Source organism: Paenibacillus maysiensis (genome assembly GCF_000520815.1).
In the GTDB taxonomy this organism is placed as follows: Bacteria; Bacillota; Bacilli; order Paenibacillales; family Paenibacillaceae; genus Paenibacillus; species Paenibacillus maysiensis.
This window is the reverse complement of the sequence record NZ_ASRY01000285.1, coordinates 1-16,411: the sequence shown is the minus strand read 5'-3', so window position 1 is coordinate 16,411 and position 16,411 is coordinate 1. Positions and strand designations below refer to the sequence as shown.

13 protein-coding genes and 2 pseudogenes are annotated in these 16,411 nt (G+C 46.3%); 6 read left to right on the top strand and 9 right to left on the bottom strand.

The window, feature by feature from the left end; genetic code table 11:
* Positions 1-93: 93 nt before the first annotated feature.
* From L696_RS0121430 to fabF, 3 genes are all read right to left on the bottom strand, one after another.
* On the bottom strand, positions 94-837 hold the full coding sequence (locus L696_RS0121430; RefSeq protein WP_025685464.1) for a zinc ribbon domain-containing protein: 744 nt from the start codon (positions 835-837) through the stop codon (positions 94-96).
* 80 nt (positions 838-917) lie between these two features.
* On the bottom strand, positions 918-1,892 hold the full coding sequence (locus L696_RS0121425) for a helix-turn-helix transcriptional regulator (protein ID WP_025685463.1): 975 nt from the start codon (positions 1,890-1,892) through the stop codon (positions 918-920).
* Positions 1,893-2,124: 232 nt separating this feature from the next.
* Positions 2,125-3,363, bottom strand: coding sequence for a beta-ketoacyl-ACP synthase II (gene fabF, locus L696_RS0121420; RefSeq protein WP_025685462.1), 1,239 nt, complete (start codon positions 3,361-3,363; stop codon positions 2,125-2,127).
* A gap of 161 nt (positions 3,364-3,524) precedes the next feature.
* Between fabF and L696_RS0121415 the strand changes: the two genes are divergently transcribed.
* The 4 genes from L696_RS0121415 to L696_RS0121400 all read left to right on the top strand — a co-directional run bounded on the left by L696_RS0121415 (position 3,525) and on the right by L696_RS0121400 (position 8,660).
* Complete coding sequence (locus L696_RS0121415) at positions 3,525-4,364, top strand: helix-turn-helix transcriptional regulator (protein WP_025685461.1); 840 nt, start codon at positions 3,525-3,527, stop codon at positions 4,362-4,364.
* A gap of 136 nt (positions 4,365-4,500) precedes the next feature.
* The gene (locus L696_RS0121410; protein WP_025685460.1) at positions 4,501-6,297 is read left to right on the top strand and encodes a DEAD/DEAH box helicase; all 1,797 of its coding nucleotides are present in this window, start codon (positions 4,501-4,503) and stop codon (positions 6,295-6,297) included.
* Position 6,298: 1 nt separating this feature from the next.
* Positions 6,299-7,306: a YqhG family protein gene (locus L696_RS0121405; RefSeq protein WP_025685459.1), complete on the top strand. Its 1,008-nt coding sequence runs from the start codon at positions 6,299-6,301 to the stop codon at positions 7,304-7,306.
* A 253-nt stretch (positions 7,307-7,559) separates the two neighbouring features.
* Positions 7,560-8,660 (top strand): hypothetical protein, encoded by a 1,101-nt coding sequence (locus L696_RS0121400; RefSeq protein ID WP_025685458.1) that lies wholly within the window; start codon positions 7,560-7,562, stop codon positions 8,658-8,660.
* A 94-nt stretch (positions 8,661-8,754) separates the two neighbouring features.
* Here the strand turns inward: L696_RS0121400 and L696_RS0121395 are convergent, their stop codons facing one another.
* Positions 8,755-8,946: a YqzE family protein gene (locus L696_RS0121395; RefSeq protein WP_025685457.1), complete on the bottom strand. Its 192-nt coding sequence runs from the start codon at positions 8,944-8,946 to the stop codon at positions 8,755-8,757.
* A 235-nt stretch (positions 8,947-9,181) separates the two neighbouring features.
* Here L696_RS0121395 and L696_RS0121390 point away from each other — a divergent pair, with 235 nt between their 5' ends.
* On the top strand, positions 9,182-9,943 hold the full coding sequence (locus L696_RS0121390) for an N-acetylmuramoyl-L-alanine amidase (RefSeq protein WP_025685456.1): 762 nt from the start codon (positions 9,182-9,184) through the stop codon (positions 9,941-9,943).
* Here L696_RS0121390 and L696_RS0121385 read toward each other — a convergent pair.
* Together L696_RS0121385 and L696_RS0121380 are read right to left on the bottom strand one after the other, a co-directional pair.
* Positions 9,918-10,687 (bottom strand): annotated as a pseudogene (locus L696_RS0121385) (divergent polysaccharide deacetylase family protein); the annotation flags it as partial. The gene L696_RS0121390 and the pseudogene L696_RS0121385 sit on opposite strands and share 26 nt — an antisense overlap.
* A 282-nt stretch (positions 10,688-10,969) precedes the next feature.
* A pseudogene (locus tag L696_RS0121380) lies at positions 10,970-11,233 on the bottom strand (peptide-methionine (S)-S-oxide reductase); the annotation flags it as partial.
* 595 nt (positions 11,234-11,828) lie between these two features.
* Between L696_RS0121380 and L696_RS0121370 the strand changes: the two are divergent.
* Positions 11,829-13,175, top strand: coding sequence for a dihydrolipoyl dehydrogenase family protein (locus L696_RS0121370; protein ID WP_209440991.1), 1,347 nt, complete (start codon positions 11,829-11,831; stop codon positions 13,173-13,175).
* Positions 13,176-13,559: 384 nt separating this feature from the next.
* Here the strand turns inward: L696_RS0121370 and L696_RS0121365 are convergent, their stop codons facing one another.
* The 3 genes from L696_RS0121365 to L696_RS0121355 all read right to left on the bottom strand — a co-directional run.
* A complete protein-coding gene (locus L696_RS0121365; protein ID WP_025685454.1) occupies positions 13,560-14,870 on the bottom strand; it encodes an MFS transporter in 1,311 nt (436 codons plus the stop codon).
* Positions 14,871-15,249: 379 nt separating this feature from the next.
* Positions 15,250-15,735 carry an OsmC family protein gene (locus tag L696_RS0121360; RefSeq protein WP_025685453.1) on the bottom strand — a complete coding sequence of 162 codons (486 nt, stop codon included), beginning with the start codon at positions 15,733-15,735 and terminating at the stop codon, positions 15,250-15,252.
* A gap of 195 nt (positions 15,736-15,930) precedes the next feature.
* Positions 15,931-16,411 (bottom strand): hypothetical protein (locus L696_RS0121355; RefSeq protein ID WP_025685452.1); only part of this gene is annotated, 481 nt, incomplete at its 5' end.

Below are 16,411 nucleotides of genomic sequence, written 5' to 3'. Positions count from 1 at the left end.
ATGAAGGGTCGACTACTATGATTTAAACAGCAAAAAAAACGTCCGCACCACAGCAATGGTCGGACGGCTCTCTCTGTTTTTACTACCTAATCATCACTTGATCGCAATGTAAATCAGAACAGGCTCATCAGGATTTCCATATACTTCAAAATCACCTGTGTACGTCCGCTCTGCTTGTCCCAAGGCGGCCCAGCTCCAAATCGCTTGCCATACCCGAAAGACCGAGAAAGGTTCGGGTGTAGCTTGAAAGACAGCGTAACGCGCAGCCGGAATAACGAGTTGTTCAAGACCGTCAGAAGCTTCACCATCCACAGCCGCTTCTTTTCCGATAAAAAAGGTATAGTCGCCAAAAACCCCATTTTCATAATTGGTATAGCAGCCATAGACAGAACGGTGTTCTTCATGCCCGCTTATCCGTCCAGGCACATCTTCACTCCAGAAACGTTCCCACATGCCTGGAATGATCGCCTGGGATGTTTGCTCGTTCCGGTTGCTTGTACGTGCTGCCAGTCCGATCAGGCGAATCTCCCCCCGACTTTCCTCCCGGATCGGTTTAAAATCTTCTTCACGTTCCGTACTCTCCTGTGAACGCCAGCGCTTCAAATTCGGCAGATAATTACGCATCATCGCCACAGCCTCTTCTTTTTGCATCCCTTGCTCTGCGAGAATAGGCGCGCACTGCTGAATCATCTCCTCCATCGTCAAATCAGGCTGCACAAACGCACCTTCCTTGTAACAATACTTACAATATTCATCTGTTTTGACCTGATGAGCGTCCGTTCCGTATTGTTCCTCATGCTCCAGCGGCATCCCGCAGCTTTGACAAGCTTTATCCATTTTCGTAAATCCCCTTTCGTGATTGATATGACATCAGTATAACGAAACAAACCTGACAGCTATCCGTCAGGTTTGCTTTTTTATATTCTATGTTCTTCGGGATTCTCTATCAGGGGCTCTCCATAATTGGATGCAATACGTAGCGCCATATCCCGAATCTTCTCCCGTAAATGGGCGGGTTCCTTGACGACCACATCCGGCCCCAGACTTAAAATAAATCCATACATCCACGCATCCTCGGGAAAAGGAACCGAAACCGTATACATCCCTTCTCCCTGCTCGGTCAATGCTTCCACGCCAAACCAGTCTTCCGCCAGATGCCGGGATTTGAGGTTAAATTGCAACGTAAAAGGCTGTACCGCCTCGACCGTCGCCAGACGTCCCTCATTCCACGGCAGCACTTCATAGGAAAGATCCCGGCGAGTGAAAGCCGTCTCCGTAACTATAAGATCATTCATGCGGGATAGTTTGAACAAACGAAATTGCTCCCTGTCGAGACAGTAGGCGTATACAAACCATTGCTGTCCTTTCAGAACGAGCGTGTGCGGCTCGACATTCCGTGCAGTCACGGCTCCCTGCGCATTTCGATAAGTAAAAGCAAACGTACGCGCTTGACTCAGCGCCTCCTTCACCTTTACCAGCTTAGCCTCCTGCGCAGACTGATTTCCCCAACCCGAATGATCGACGATGAACTGTGTGGTATTAACACTGAATTGTGCTTTTCCCGAATCTGGTATAATGCTTTCAAATTTATCGAGCAACCGGGTCACATTCGGTCCACCAAGCGACGAGGACAAGCTCTGCAAGCCCATCACAATGTCCTTCACATCGCCATCCGTCAGCACACTGCGATCCAGGCGGTAGCCATCCATCAGGCCGATTCCCCCATTTACCCCCTGATAGGTTACCACCGGAATACCAGCCAGGCTAATCGCCTCAATATCTCTGTAGATCGTCCGTATCGAAACCTCATACAAATCTGCCAGTTCCTTCGCCTGAATTCTATTTCTTTTCAACAGCAAAATGACGATAGAAAGCAACCGTTCAATTTTCATCTCTCCAAAACCTTTCACCATTAATCGCACTAGCTTCCAGCCTAAAATTCCAATACGCTTCAGCATCTGCTGGTTCTATGTTCCTGATTAAAATCATTACTTCCAATGCCTCTCAAATGTTTTCCTCCATCTTACTCTATCTCTTATCAAAAATGAATCCGTTGCCAATAGCAAAAACCTCAGGCATTCCATCCCGTTGGATAGAACTCCTGAGGTTAAATCATTTATTCACTTATGGCTCATAACGCTTAATAACGATGACCGCATTGTGGCCGCCAAAGCCAAAGGAATTGGATAGCCCGATATTTAATGAGGCCTTGCGTGCTTCGTGAGGCACATAGTCCAGATCACAGGCCGGGTCCGGGTTGTCCAGATGAACCGTTGGCGGAATGATGCCTTCCCTTAGACTCTGTACGAGTGCAATGGCTTCGACGCCGCCTGCGGCTCCCAGCATATGACCGAGCATGGATTTATTCGCGGTAACCGGAATTTGGTAGGCATGGTCACCGAACAGTTTGTGTATCGCGAGAGTCTCAGCCAGATCGCCAACGAGCGTACTCGTTGCATGCGCACTGATCACGTCCACCTCTTCAGGCGTGATACGGGCGGATTGAAGGGCTGCTTTCATCGCCAGATAAGCTCCGGCTCCTTCCGGGTGCGGTGCAACCATATGGTAAGCATCCGAGCTAGCCCCATAGCCGATGACCTCGCCAACTATTTCTGCGCCACGCTGAACAGCGTGCTCCAGCGACTCCAGTACCAGAATGCCAGCTCCTTCGCTCATAACAAAGCCGTCGCGGTCCTTATCAAACGGTCGGCTCGCAATCGAAGGCTCCTCGTTACGAGTCGACAAGGCCGTTGCATTGGAAAAGCTCGCAAGCGCCAGTCTGGTAACCGCTGCCTCCGCTCCACCTGCAAAAATCACATCCGCATCTCCTGTGCGAATCGTACGAAACGCCTCTCCAATCGCCGTATTACCAATGGAACAGGCCGTAACCGGCGAAAGCGTAGGACCCATCGCTCCGAACGTAATACTGATTTGCGCCGCAGCCATATTTGAAATCATCATAGGTACCAGTGTCGGACTGACTCTGCCCGGCCCACGATTCTGCAATACATTCACATTGTCCACCAACGTATCCAGACCGCCGACTCCTGATCCTACATAGACACCGACACGCTCCAGATTCGTGTTATCCAGCTCCAGACCGGAGTCCTTCAGCGCTTGCTCTGCCGCAAACAACGCAAACTGAGTGAAGCGGTCCATTCGCCTGGCGTCTTTACGTCCCCATTGCTTTTCTGCATCAAAATCCTGTACCAGTCCAGCGATCTGTGCTTTCAAATCGGACACATCGAACGTGTCTATTTTTCGTATACCTGAATGACCCTCCAGCAGATTCTTCCACAGCGTGTCCACGTCATTGCCCAGTGGTGAAACCACACCCATACCTGTAATTACAACTCTTTGCATACGCTCTTCATTCCTCCTGCTCGTTTGCTTACTTATAATCCTCATTTTACTCTTAGCTTATCCTATTACAAGTGTTTGTTTATCCTGGTATAATGAACACTACTATAGTTAGAGCCTTAACTGCTCATTACTTATCCACCATCGAATGGAGAGAACTCACTATGAAACCGGAAGCACGTCTGGAAGCACTATCTGTTTTTCTCAAAACCAAAAGAGCCCGTTTACACCCGCATATGGTCGGTCTGCCGAACGGATCACGCCGCAGAACACCCGGCTTGCGCAGAGAAGAAGTGGCTCAATTAGCAGGTGTCAGCACCACATGGTACACCTGGCTGGAGCAGGGACGCGATATCAAGGTGTCCGCCTCTGTACTGGATGCCATTGCCGCCGCCTTGCAGCTAAACACGGATGAACGTAAATATTTGTATGATCTAGCGCTTGAAACCGGATTTCACACGCATCCTGCACTTGCAGAGCAGACGGTTATTTCTCCATCCCTGCAAAAAATAGTACAGGAGCTGCGCTACTGCCCTGCTATTATTTCAGATCGGCGCTGCCATATTGTCGGCTGGAATGCAGCCGCTGCTCATGTGTTTATGGATTTTGCAGAGCTGCCCCATGAACAACGCAACATGATTGAGCTGCTGTTTACCAAAAAAGAGTTTAAAAGTCTCGCTGTAAACTGGGAGCATTTTGTCAAAGGATTCCTTGCTATTTTCCGCGCTTATTACGGACAATATGTGACGGACCCTTGGTATGCACAGTTCATACAGAACATGAGCCGGGCTTATCCGGAGTTTAATGAACTTTGGAATCAGAGTGAGGTCAGCTCTGCGCCGGAGGTGCTGATTGAATTTCGTCATGCCAAGGCAGGCAAAATGTTGTTTGACCTGACCTCCCTCCAGGTGCAAGGCAGCGTCGATCTGCGTTGCAGCATCTACACCCCGAACGCACAAACCTCTACAGAAAGCAAACTCCAAAAGCTAATGGAAGACAGCTAAAGGATTTCACCCCTCCTGTTATGAAGATATCTTTTTCCGTCCATACTACATCTACGATCTGTGCAACATAGATGCCAACGATGTGACAGAACCAAGAGCTTCATCTGCGCCATTACTAGGAGGGAGGGAATTCATCATGAAAGCCAAATCGACAAGTTCCCCAACATCACAAAATCAAGCACCACTGCCTGTTCCGGTGCAATTCGACCGTAGCTGGCGGGATGAGCTGGACCAACGCCTCCGCAAGGGAGGACCTTGGGGTGATTGGGGTCTATATCAGTTGGCGATTGAGGCGGAAAAGGCCAAGCTGGTCCCCAGCTTTGATGAGCTTCAATGTCTGAAGCATTTGCAAGACCTCACTCCGCTGCCCCATCAGCTGGATACGGCCCGTAAGGTATTGTTTGAAATGTCCGGTCGCGCCATCCTCGCTGATGAAGTCGGCTTGGGTAAGACGATCGAAGCTGGAATGATTCTAAAAGAATATCTGGTTCGCGGGCTTGCCGCTAAAGTGCTTATTCTTGTTCCCGCTTCTCTGGTGCTTCAATGGGTTCGTGAGCTGAACAGCAAATTTGGCATACCGGCTGTCGCTCAGAAAAAAGCATATTCCTGGTCGTCCGAGGTCGTCGTGGCCTCTATGGATACAGCCAAGCGGGAGCCACACAGCAACATCCTGCTGGACACTGATTATGATCTGCTCATTATCGACGAAGCCCACAAGCTGAAAAATAAAAAAACATCCAACTACCAGTTTATTATGAAGCTGCGTAAAAAATATTGTTTGCTCCTGACCGCTACCCCTGTCCAAAATGATCTGTCCGAACTGTTCAATCTCATTACATTGCTTAAGCCCGGTCAGTTAGGACGACACGGGGATTTTTCAGCCAACTTCGTTGTGGATAAACGTCTACCTAAAAATGAGGATCAGCTCAAGGATGAGCTGTCCAAAGTCATGATCCGCAACCGTCGCGGCGAAGGGCCGGTCCAATTCACCAAACGAAATGTTTCCAACATTCACTTGGAGCTTTCGCCGGAAGAACAAGCGCTATACGATGGAGTCACTTCCTTTGTCAAGGATCAATATCAGGCGAATGGCGGAAATTTGAGCAGTATGCTGTCTCTCGTTACCCTTCAGCGGGAAGTGTGCAGTAGCCGGGATGCGGTATTCGTAACGCTTGTCAATTTGTCTAAAAAGATGGCGCCCGACTCTCCCTTACGCGATCGCGTCTGGGAATTGGTCGCGCACATCAAAGCGATTAAAGCCAATTCCAAGGCGGAAAAAGCGCTTGAACTCATTCGTCAAATGAACGAAAAAGTGATCATTTTTACCGAATACCGAGCTACACAGGAGTATTTGCTGAACTATTTTCGTGACCGGGGACTATCCGCTGTTCCTTATCGGGGCGGCATGAACCGGGGACGCAAGGACTGGATGATGGATCTGTTCCGCGGACGCATTCAGGTAATGATTGCCACGGAGGCAGGCGGCGAGGGCATTAACCTGCAATTTTGCCACCATATGATTAACTTTGACCTGCCGTGGAACCCCATGCGTGTGGAACAACGGATTGGACGTGTGCATCGATTGGGACAGACGCATGATGTTAATATTTTCAACCTGTCCACCACCGGAACGATTGAAGAGCATATCCTCCACCTGCTGCATGAAAAAATCAATATGTTCGAAATGGTTATAGGCGGGCTGGACGTCATTCTGGAACGGTTTGAAAAGAAGGAATCCATTGAAAAGAGCCTGTATAGAATCATGCTTGAATCCAGCAGTGATGATGAAATACGCCAAAAAATGCAAAAGCTCGGTCATTCGCTGGATTCGATCAAACAGGAAATGAAGCAGATTCGCACAGAAAGTCCATCTCCTTCAGGCAGCGCTGTCCCTCCAGCCAAAGCCCAACGCAGCGCGAAAGGAGGCCGCTGATATGACCATGAATTCACAGCAGGTACAGCGCTTTGTCCTCACGTATCTGGAAGCCACCGGATGCAGCGTGATCGAGAGGTCGCCCAACCATGTGACCGTCAAGCTTTCTCCCGAAGCGGATAAAGCTCTAACGAACCGCCCCTACTACTGGGGCTATGTGGAGCGCACTGGTGTTCCTGCGCAAACGATGTCGTTCACCTTTATTTTCGATGGGGAAGCCTACCGGACGGCACAGGAGAGTTCGATAGACAATACGTCGCCCACAAAGAATACGTCTCTCCCCCCGTCACAAGCCCAACCGGGGCAAGGTCCACAACCAGCCCCAGCGTCCGGCAGTCCGGCGCAGGATCAGGTCATGGGCCATTACTTCGGTCATGTTCCGCCGTTACCGCAGCTGGGGCCCGGACGTATTTTGCAGGAAGAGCTTCGCTATGGGAGTCGTCGGCTGCATCAAATTTTTGAAGCTGCACGGGATGGAGGGAAATATGTCAATTTGTTCGAGCAGCCCAATGCTCGTCAATTATCCGCCCGTTCTCCCGCAGTGTATGAAGCCTGGCTAGGCGTTTGCTACAAGATCGAATTTGCCTGTGATTTGAAGCGGGAAGAGCTGCATTGGCTCGGGATTTCGCTCAAAAGCGGCACGATTGTACCCGACTTTGGCAGCATGCTCGAATCCAGGCAGCTCAGCCCGCTGCTGGCAGGCAATATGCATGTGCAGCCTGCAAAGTTATCTGTTCCGGAGGCCTCCACCTCGCTGGAAAACTATCTCAATGTTCAGCTAAGCCAGCAGGATTACGAGTGGGCTGAGCAGGCCAGAGAACGGCTGCGCGAGGAATTGGAGGTTATTGATCACTATTACGATGATTTGGTCAAGGAGCAAAAAGAAGAAGAGGAAATAAAAGAAGCCGTTCAAGAGCAGCATCAGGCCCGCCGCAAAGAAATGGTATGGCAATATGAACCGAAGGTGCTTGTATCCGCCATTAACTGCGGGATATTTCATCTGCGGTAACCGATATCTCACGCTCCTTCGCAGGCTAGTTGCAGAGGTATCGTCAGCTTTTAACATCGTGCTTCAGACTATATCGGGTTTATTGCTGTACCGACAAGCTTTGCCAAGCCTGCCGCTACTTATCGACAGCAAAAAACGAACCCGGTCAGGAAAGATGTGCCGACAAGGTGTAGCAGTCTTTTTATCGGACAAGCTATATGCTGGATAAAAAAGCTTCCATCGGTGCATCATGCCGTCAGAAAGGTGGATTCCATTGAAAAAAAATTCCGGACACTATAGCGTCGGTATGATTGCGGCTGTTCTGATCGGTCTGTCCGCAGTCTGTCCGTTTGCTTCCATTCAAGCGGCCCCCTTAGCAACCCAGGATCACATCGCAAACCCGTCACCCCCTTACGAAGCAAGTTCATTGGTTTCCCCAGCGGAACCCACGAACCAAAACCAAGCTGAAAAGCAGGGGCAAACCGAGGCGGCTCCTGTAAGCCCTTTCCTTTCTCCGGGTAACTCTTCCGCAAGTCCTCCTGCTCAGGAGCAAGGGGTACCAACGGACGTAAAGCGGGTTTCCTCCGATACGGTGCAGTCGCTATCAGCACAGCCTCCATTTGCCCAGTGGAAAGATGCCGAGCTTAGCTACCATCCCCTCGGACCCGGAACCCATAGCTGGCTCGTGCAGGTGAATCGTGGAGGTGAATACATTGGCTACCTGATTATCGGGGCAGATCATAACGGCGCTTATCAGCTTAATGAATACGGAAACGGGCCGGGCGGGCCGTACAGTATGAATTTACTCCGCCAATCCCTTAAATCCCTCACAGAAACCGACCTTTCATCCATCGACAAGCTGCAAATTACTCCCATGTATGAGGAACCGCTATTAGCCTACTGGCGAGTGCGTTCCTCCACGGGCAGCGAAATATGCATCGACGCTTTTACGGGTGATCCATTGCCTGCGGAGGTAGCCAATGGAAGCTGGAAAAACAAGCTCCACAGCAGCACAAATTCTTCTTCTTCTGCTCTCTCTCTGAAAGCAGGGGCACAGGCGATTACCCTTTCGGCTGAGTCTTTTGACCCCTATGACGATCTTAGCTGGCTTCTACCTAAACAAAAGCTTTCTATCCATAACGTAAATCAGTTTACCAACACACTGAATGAATCATCACGTATCGTATTTTCTGCGACCAGCATAAATTTTGCCTTTGGCGGCCCTTTGGCTATTAACGGATATCAATCCTGGAACCCTTCGCCTGATCTGTCTCATCCTATTATGTATGCGGCAACTTGCCGCACCGGGCTTTCCCGCTTTGTGCCGCTGGATCGGCTGTTATCTGGCGGTGAATTTTATCGTATCCACTCTTAGTCATAAATTACGAAATCATTCTTGAACATTTCTATAACACAAAAAGAGACCTCAAACGGCATTCTGTATGCCTCTTGTGGTCTCTTTGGCGAGTTTAATGCCGTTCCTTTCGCCCTTTGCGTGCAGATTTAATCCACATATTCAGAGCGAGCGGCAGCATTCCGAACCATTTGTATACCCATGGCTCTCTGGATTGTTTGCGGCTACGGCGCACATCGCGCGGCGTTTCCATATACCGAACAATTCGCTGCGTAATGTACGTCACCAACTCATCACTCTTGGCCATCCTCCGCGACCTCCTTCAATCTGCATCCCTGACATTTTGTTCGCATTGCAGGAAAACCATTAAATTCACACGTTGGATGCAGATAAGCTTAGCTTGCTCATTTTCCAAAAAGTCTAACCCTGCGGGAATAACTATGCATGGCTTTCCTTAAATGGAACATACTATCTTAAAGCTATGCTGCTTGTTTATGGTTGGTTTTCAGAAAAGAACAATCCCTCTACTGGAGGAATGGGACGTGCGAAAAGAAAAGCTAAACATCAAATGGTTAACTGGACTGGGATTAAGTTTAAGTGTCCTTTGCAGTGCTGTATTTACACCCTTTGCCTATGCAAGCGCCGAGCCCGGCGAAAAAAGCATCTATCCGAACAAGGACACAGAAAGCCAATTCAGCGTACATTCGTCGTATCACGCTTTTGCCAAACCCGTTGTGCTTATAGACGTCGGTCATGGAGGCGTGGACGGTGGAACGAGCCATAAAGGGCTTCTGGAAAAAGATATCAATCTCGCAATAGGTCAAAAGCTGTACCTGATTTTGCGCTCGCAGGGCTATCCCGCGGTCTTAAACAGGGACAAGGACTATGCTCTAAGCGACGATAATCGTTGGCTGAATTCCAAATCACGGCACCTGAAAGACCTGGCTCAGCGTAAAAGCCTTACCGAACAGTTACCTACTACTTTGGTTGTAAGCCTGCATGTGAACTGGACCAAACGTACCGAAAAACGGGGACCGATTGTTTTGTATCAGGATGAAGGCAGCAGCTATCTGTTGGCAGAGCGGATTCAACATTCATTGAACCGCTTATTCTGCATGAACAAAGAAACGGTTTATGGAAAACCCTTCTATCTTCTGAATAAAATCCAGCATCCCGCAGTAATCGTGGAAACCGGATTTATCAGCAATGAACAGGACAGAGCCATTCTTTCCGGGGATCGCGGTCAAAAAAACGTCGCAGAAGCGATAGCCGAAGGCATTATTGCTCATTTGACGGTATGGTAGTTTGGGTGGCAGGAGCTCCCTTCCATCCCCATACGGAACGCACCAAATCACTAATGCCCACAAACTTGGCGTGATCCTTTAGCGCAGGAACCGATGAATGAAGTGCCGAGAACATGTGCATGCCAGCCACACCAACGTGACCAATGGTTACACAGGTATCGTGCTCGTCCACCCATTCAGCCACCTTGGTTAATTGCCGATTCACATGGGCGAGTGTATGGGCATCATCCAGAAAAATGTCATTGCGCACCGGTGGCATTCCCTTTTCAACAGCAAGCTCAGGCACTACTGACCAATAGTTCGTACGGCTGTCGACAAAAAATAGTCCATACTCCTTGCAAACATCGAGAACGATGGACATAATGCGTTTGTCTGAGGTAACCTTGGAACCCATGTGATTGTTCATACCTATCGCAAAGGGACCTCCTTAATGGCTGCTGTCACCTTGGCACGTACTTCTTCATCCGACATATTCGCCTTAATCGCTCCAGGCCCAAGCCATTCAGGCCTTCCCTGCTTTGGCTCCATTGGAAGATGCACAATGACGTCATGACCTCGCTTGTGAGCTTCTATGGCATCCTGCTTGGTGGAGGGCAGAAACGGCATCACCGCAACCGTGATTTTAATCGGCAAATTTAAAATTTGCTCTGTCCCTTTCATGTTGTTGCCTAGGTCGTCGATAATGACGGCTACCATCTTTTGATGCTGATCCTGCTTACCTGTAGCGCTTGCTACATCCATGCTTCAGACATTCACGCATACCGTAAAAACAAGACCTACCACAATCCACGCGGCTAAGTTTTTTTCATTCTCGGATTTTGGCAAACCACATGTGCACAGGTCGGCTCTTTACGGCTGCGAGTAGCCTGTATAGCCTTCTTTATAATGTTTCTCAGGTGAAGTTTCGTTCGTTTACTCATTACAGGTCAGCCTCCTTCTCTGTCCCTTCATTGTGTGAGTAACGTCGCCTAAATATGTATGGGCAGATCCAAGAGATCATCCCGATCTGCTCTACGTACGCAAAACGTATGTTAAACCTGCCGGAAGAATTTCCGTCACGATGGGCTTGTCAAACATCTCGCTTTGTGCCAACTGCTCCTTGGACTATTGCGCAACATCCCGTTGCTGCTCCGTATGATAAAAAATAGCGGTTTTATACTGTGTGCCTCGGTCCTGAAATTGACCTTCCCCGTCGGTAGGGTCTGTTTGCAGCCAATACAATTCGAGCAGCTTTTCATAAGGAAACAGCTCAGGCTCAAAAGTAATCTGCACCACCTCGTAGTGACCTTCCAAAAATAACAATATTACTTCGGATGTCTGCATTAAGTTCAAGTCTCCTAAAATGGTATCGTGCTGTTGTAGTATCTGACTGCTTTTCTCTAATTGGTTTACCTGGCATCATATTTTTGATAATTCAATTGAACAATTGATTATTTTAGTGTATATTGAATTACATGAAGGAGGTGAGGAAACATGTTTCGAGTAACAGAAGGTGCTGGAAATGAATTAAAAAAATCGTTGAGCAAGCGTTATAGTGAAGCCGATTTCCCATTTATCCGTTTGAACTTGGGAACAAGCTGAGGTGGGTGTTCGAAATTCGACGGAGTAAAATCTCTGATTAACATAAGTAATTGGAATATTTCAATCCGTATTTTGTTGTTAATTTATTCTGCATAAGCAGTTTTAAATTAGTCCGATAATAATTCCTTAGGTCCTTTTTTTCATTGTTGGATAAAAATAATTAAATGAAGCAAGATACTTTTTAAGCCTGTACTTGGTGTCCCCCTGGTTTTCAAAACCAAGCGGGGGGCGTTTTAGGTCTCTGGTGGGTTCGATTCCCACAGAGATCCAGAAATTAAAATGGAAAGAGAGAGGGAAAAATAAAATGGATATTAAAAAATATGACTACATCATTATAGGAAGTGGCCCTGTTGCCTATAAAATGGCTATTGGATTGAAAAATTCAAATAAAAAAATACTAGTTGTTGAAAACGACAGATTCGGCGGGATTTGTCCAAACTATGGGTGCGAACCTAAAATATTTCTTGAAGGGGCAGTGAAAACAGTACTAACCGCTCGTCAACTTCTGAATAAAGGGATTTCGGTGGCAGCCGAAATCGATTGGCAACAATTAATGAAATATAAAAAAGAAACATTTGCCCCTTATCCAAAAAATGCAGAAAAAGGTATGCAAAATAATAATGCGGACACCATCACTGGGACAGCTTCTTTTGTAAATGAGCATACTTTAATGATTAATGATGAACAATACTATGGATCTAAAATAATTATTGCTACAGGTCAAAAACCAAATAAATTGCCAATTAAGGGTACAGAATTAACATATAGCAGTAATGATGTTTTATCAATGGAACATTTACCTAAACGAGTTACTTTTATTGGTGGTGGTTTTGTTAGCATGGAATTAGCTACAATACTTAATGCTGCTGGCTCACATGTAGAAATTATTGAGTATGGAGATAGACCACTACAGCCGTTTTATTCAGCACATGTTAAAGACGTTGTTTCTGAGATGAAAGCGCAAGGTATTATATTTCACGTTAACCAATCAGTAAGCGAGGTTGTAAAAGTCGATTCTTACTATAGCGTTAAAACTGCCCAAGGATTAATTGTTGATACTGATCTTGTTGTAGATGCTAGTGGAAGAATTCCGAACATAGAGCGATTGAACTTAAAAAATGCAGGGATAGAATATGACCGCGGGGGAATATTGGTTAATGAATTTCTAGAAACAAATGTAAAAGGGGTTTATGCTGCGGGAGATGTGGTAAGTAAAGATCCTCGTATTGCACCTAAACTGACAACAACTGCTCATTTTGAAGGAGAGTATCTGAGTGAGAATTTAGAAAGCAATAACCCTGTACCTATTAAATATCCAATAATAGGTACCGCATCATTTACGTTTCCGCAGATTGCACAAGCAGGCATGAATGTTGATGAAGCATTAAATAATCCTGATTATAATGTCATTACACATGATTTAACTCCAGATTTCTTTTATACAGGTACAAACGATTATAATGCAAAATTAACACTTATTTTCGATAAAACGAATAAATTAGTGGGGGCTTCTGAAGTTAGTCAAACTGCGGCAGATGATATTAATAATTTTGTTGACGTTATTGGTTTGAACTTAAATACTGATTCTTGGAAAAAAGAGTTTCTTCCTATCTTCCCGGCTTTAGCCTATAAAGTTCGTGATTTAATATAGTTTTAACTAATATAGACTAACAAAAAAAGTATATGGAAACTGAGATATAGCTACACTTGTATATCTCAGTTTTTTTATATGACGGATTGTCAAACCAAATGCTACAGCTCCCGCGGTCCCGACTAATGGCGCATGATGCCTGCCCAGTTCCTGAGCAATGGCTTGTGCACTTTTCCCCTGCTATGCTCAACCACGCATAAAAGAAATTCGCACTAAGCTACTAATTTTTCAAGGAACACAAAAACAAACAAGCCGCCAACTTGACGACTTGTTTGCAGACATATTCGACCTGTTTATCTCAATTATTTGTTTCCATTACCCATTCCACACAATTCCTCGACTTTCTGATTCAAGAACATATGCTTTTAAAAAGAAATGATCGCTTCAATCGTTTTTCTTCCGTGACCAGACTACGACTGGAATAAGAAGTAATGCTAGGAAAGATCCAATCAAAGAGAGTGTAGAAAAGCTGGATTGTGCCACAACCATACCAGATAGCACACCTCCGGAGGCTCCCGCCAAGGCAATCAAAACATCCACCGCGCCTTGCGTCTTCGCACGAACTCGTGGAGGTGTTGCATCCACTATAGCTGCCGTCCCGCTAATCAAACCAAAATTCCAGCCCAACCCAAGAAACGCAAGGGCAAGAATAAGCATTACCATTGAATCATCTGGTGCAAATGCAGCAAGCAAGCCTGACAATAACAAAGTAAGTCCGGAGGCGTACGACATCATTTTATATCCGAATTTATCGACGAGAATACCGGTGATTGGAGAAGGAAGAAACATCGCAGCAACATGGATGCCAATGACAATGCCAACCTCACCCAATCCGTAACCATGGTGCTGCATGTGAACGGGAGTCATGGTCATAATTGCAATCATCACAATTTGGGTTAGTACCATTACCGCTGCGCCAACAATGATACCCTTTTTGTTGACCATGTCTTCTTGAGCATGGGACTGTTCCAAACTATTAGGGGTTGCATTGGCGTGCTGCACATCAGCTATGGCCTTAGCAACAATAAACGGATCAGGCCGCAAGAAAAAGAAAATTATCAGGCCAGCTATAATATACGCCACGGCTGCCAGCATGAAAGGACCTGACAATGGAGGTGCACCTATGGAAGTAGCTACCTCTCCAGTAAGATTCACAAGATTTGGACCAGCGACGGCGCCAAACGTTGTGGATACCATAGCCATACTTATCGCTTTTGCTCGATGTGTGGGCAATGCCAAATCCGTACCAGCATAACGTGCCTGCAAGTTTGTTGCCGTGCCTGCTCCGTAAATCAACAACGAAAGAAAGAGCAATGGTATGTTATTGAATAGCGCCGCGAGAACGACTCCAATAGCTCCCAGACCGCCCGCCATGAATCCCGTAGCCAGTCCGGCCCGGCGCCCCAAGCGTTGGGAAAGGCGGCCTACAAAAAGAGCAGCGCCTGCAGAACCTAAGGTGAATAGAGCAGTTGGGACCCCTGCATAGCCGTCTGTACCAAGCATGTCTTTTGCAAGTAATGCTCCTACTGTGACACCTGCAGCCAAACCAGCTCCTCCAAAAATTTGTGAAAAAACGACGATCCTCATCGTTTTTGTATGTAACTGACGCTGTTTCTCAGATGATTTCACATAATCAATTATCGATCCTGGCGTTTTTTTCTTTTTTTCTTCAAGGCCTAATGTATCTGATAACATTCTGTATTCTCCCTTTATTCGACAAGCCACTCATAATATATCTCGTATTGCAAAGTTGTCTCATCATAAGTGTAAACTATCTATTTGGCAAATTTTATTATTCAACTGCAGGCCCGACTTTTTGATGGTGTAGTAGTTTGCCTAATTGGGTAAGCCCGGGACAAATGATTCTAAAATTCAAACAAGAAAGTCGCCAATATGGCGACTTTCAAAGGACTTATAATACTACCTGGACCTATGTTGACCTGGGATAGGAACTTCTATTGACACAACTCACATGATCATCATGCGAACAACTTATGCGAGTGTCTTTAGCCTCGATTGCACGCTGCAAAAATTGTTCAATCTCAGCTTTGAAGATAAATAAGGATTTAAATTATCATTCCAACCCATGTTTTTCAATATAGTTACTTGTCAAATCATCTCCGGAATCAATTGAAACCTTGCCTTCGACTCCTATGGAAACACCAGCTTTTATCAAAAGTTGACCAACATGACAATCTTTTTCAGCTTGCAGCATCAAGGCCTCTGCCATGGATACATCCTCTTTCGACGCTTCAGATGTCAACACAATGTGCGGACGATGCGTGAACACCAATTGATCTCCGTTAGCTGTGGTTCCCTCAGTATCCATAAAGAGTCCTGAAACGGGAACTTTTTTTCGATCGAGCATGTATGCTAATGTCATTATATAACAAGCCACGGCTGAAGACATAAGAAGCCGTTGTGGTTCAGTCCCCTGTCCACTGCCGCCTTTTGCAGCAGGAATAGCAATTTGAGTCTGGAAATTGTCACTTTTAATTCGACCATCACCTTTTGCATCTTTGTACCAGACCGTATTCATATTAATTTTTTCAGTCGCCATATTAATCGCTCCTTTTTTTGTTTTGTAATATTCAGTGTGTATTGTTTGAATTTGACATGCCAGTAACATTCCTTAGTTAAAAATGACGAGAAATTAAAAACGTATCGATTACTCAAAAAAATATTCAATCAATCAATTGAATTATAATACATACTTTGCCTTTTTGTCAAGTCTTGATCCAATAGTTTAAGCTCATTAATTCAACGTTTCAATTGCGTCACGCGTAAACGGAACCAATTCTTCTGTTCGTCCATCACGGATTTTGCTTACCCAGTCAGGGTCAGCCAATAATGCACGCCCAACTGCGACCAAATCGAATTCTTCACGTTCCAATCTCTCGACTAAAGCCCCTATCGTGGTTGCTTTGCAATTCGCATTTTCCCCGTTATCAAAGAAATCCAAAAAATCAGCGTCAAGACCGACAGATCCAACTGTAATTGTTGGTTTCCCTGTCAGTTTTTTTATCCATCCTGAAAGATTCAAGTCAGATCCTTCAAAAGCTGGTTCCCAAAAGCGACGAATAGAGGCATGGAAGATGTCAACGCCTGCATCAACTAATGGCGCTAAGAAGTCTTTTAGTTGTTCTGGAGTTTCTACTAATTTTACTGTATACGCCTCATATTTCCACTGTGAGATTCGCAACACAATTGGAAATTCTGGTCCAACAGCACGTCGG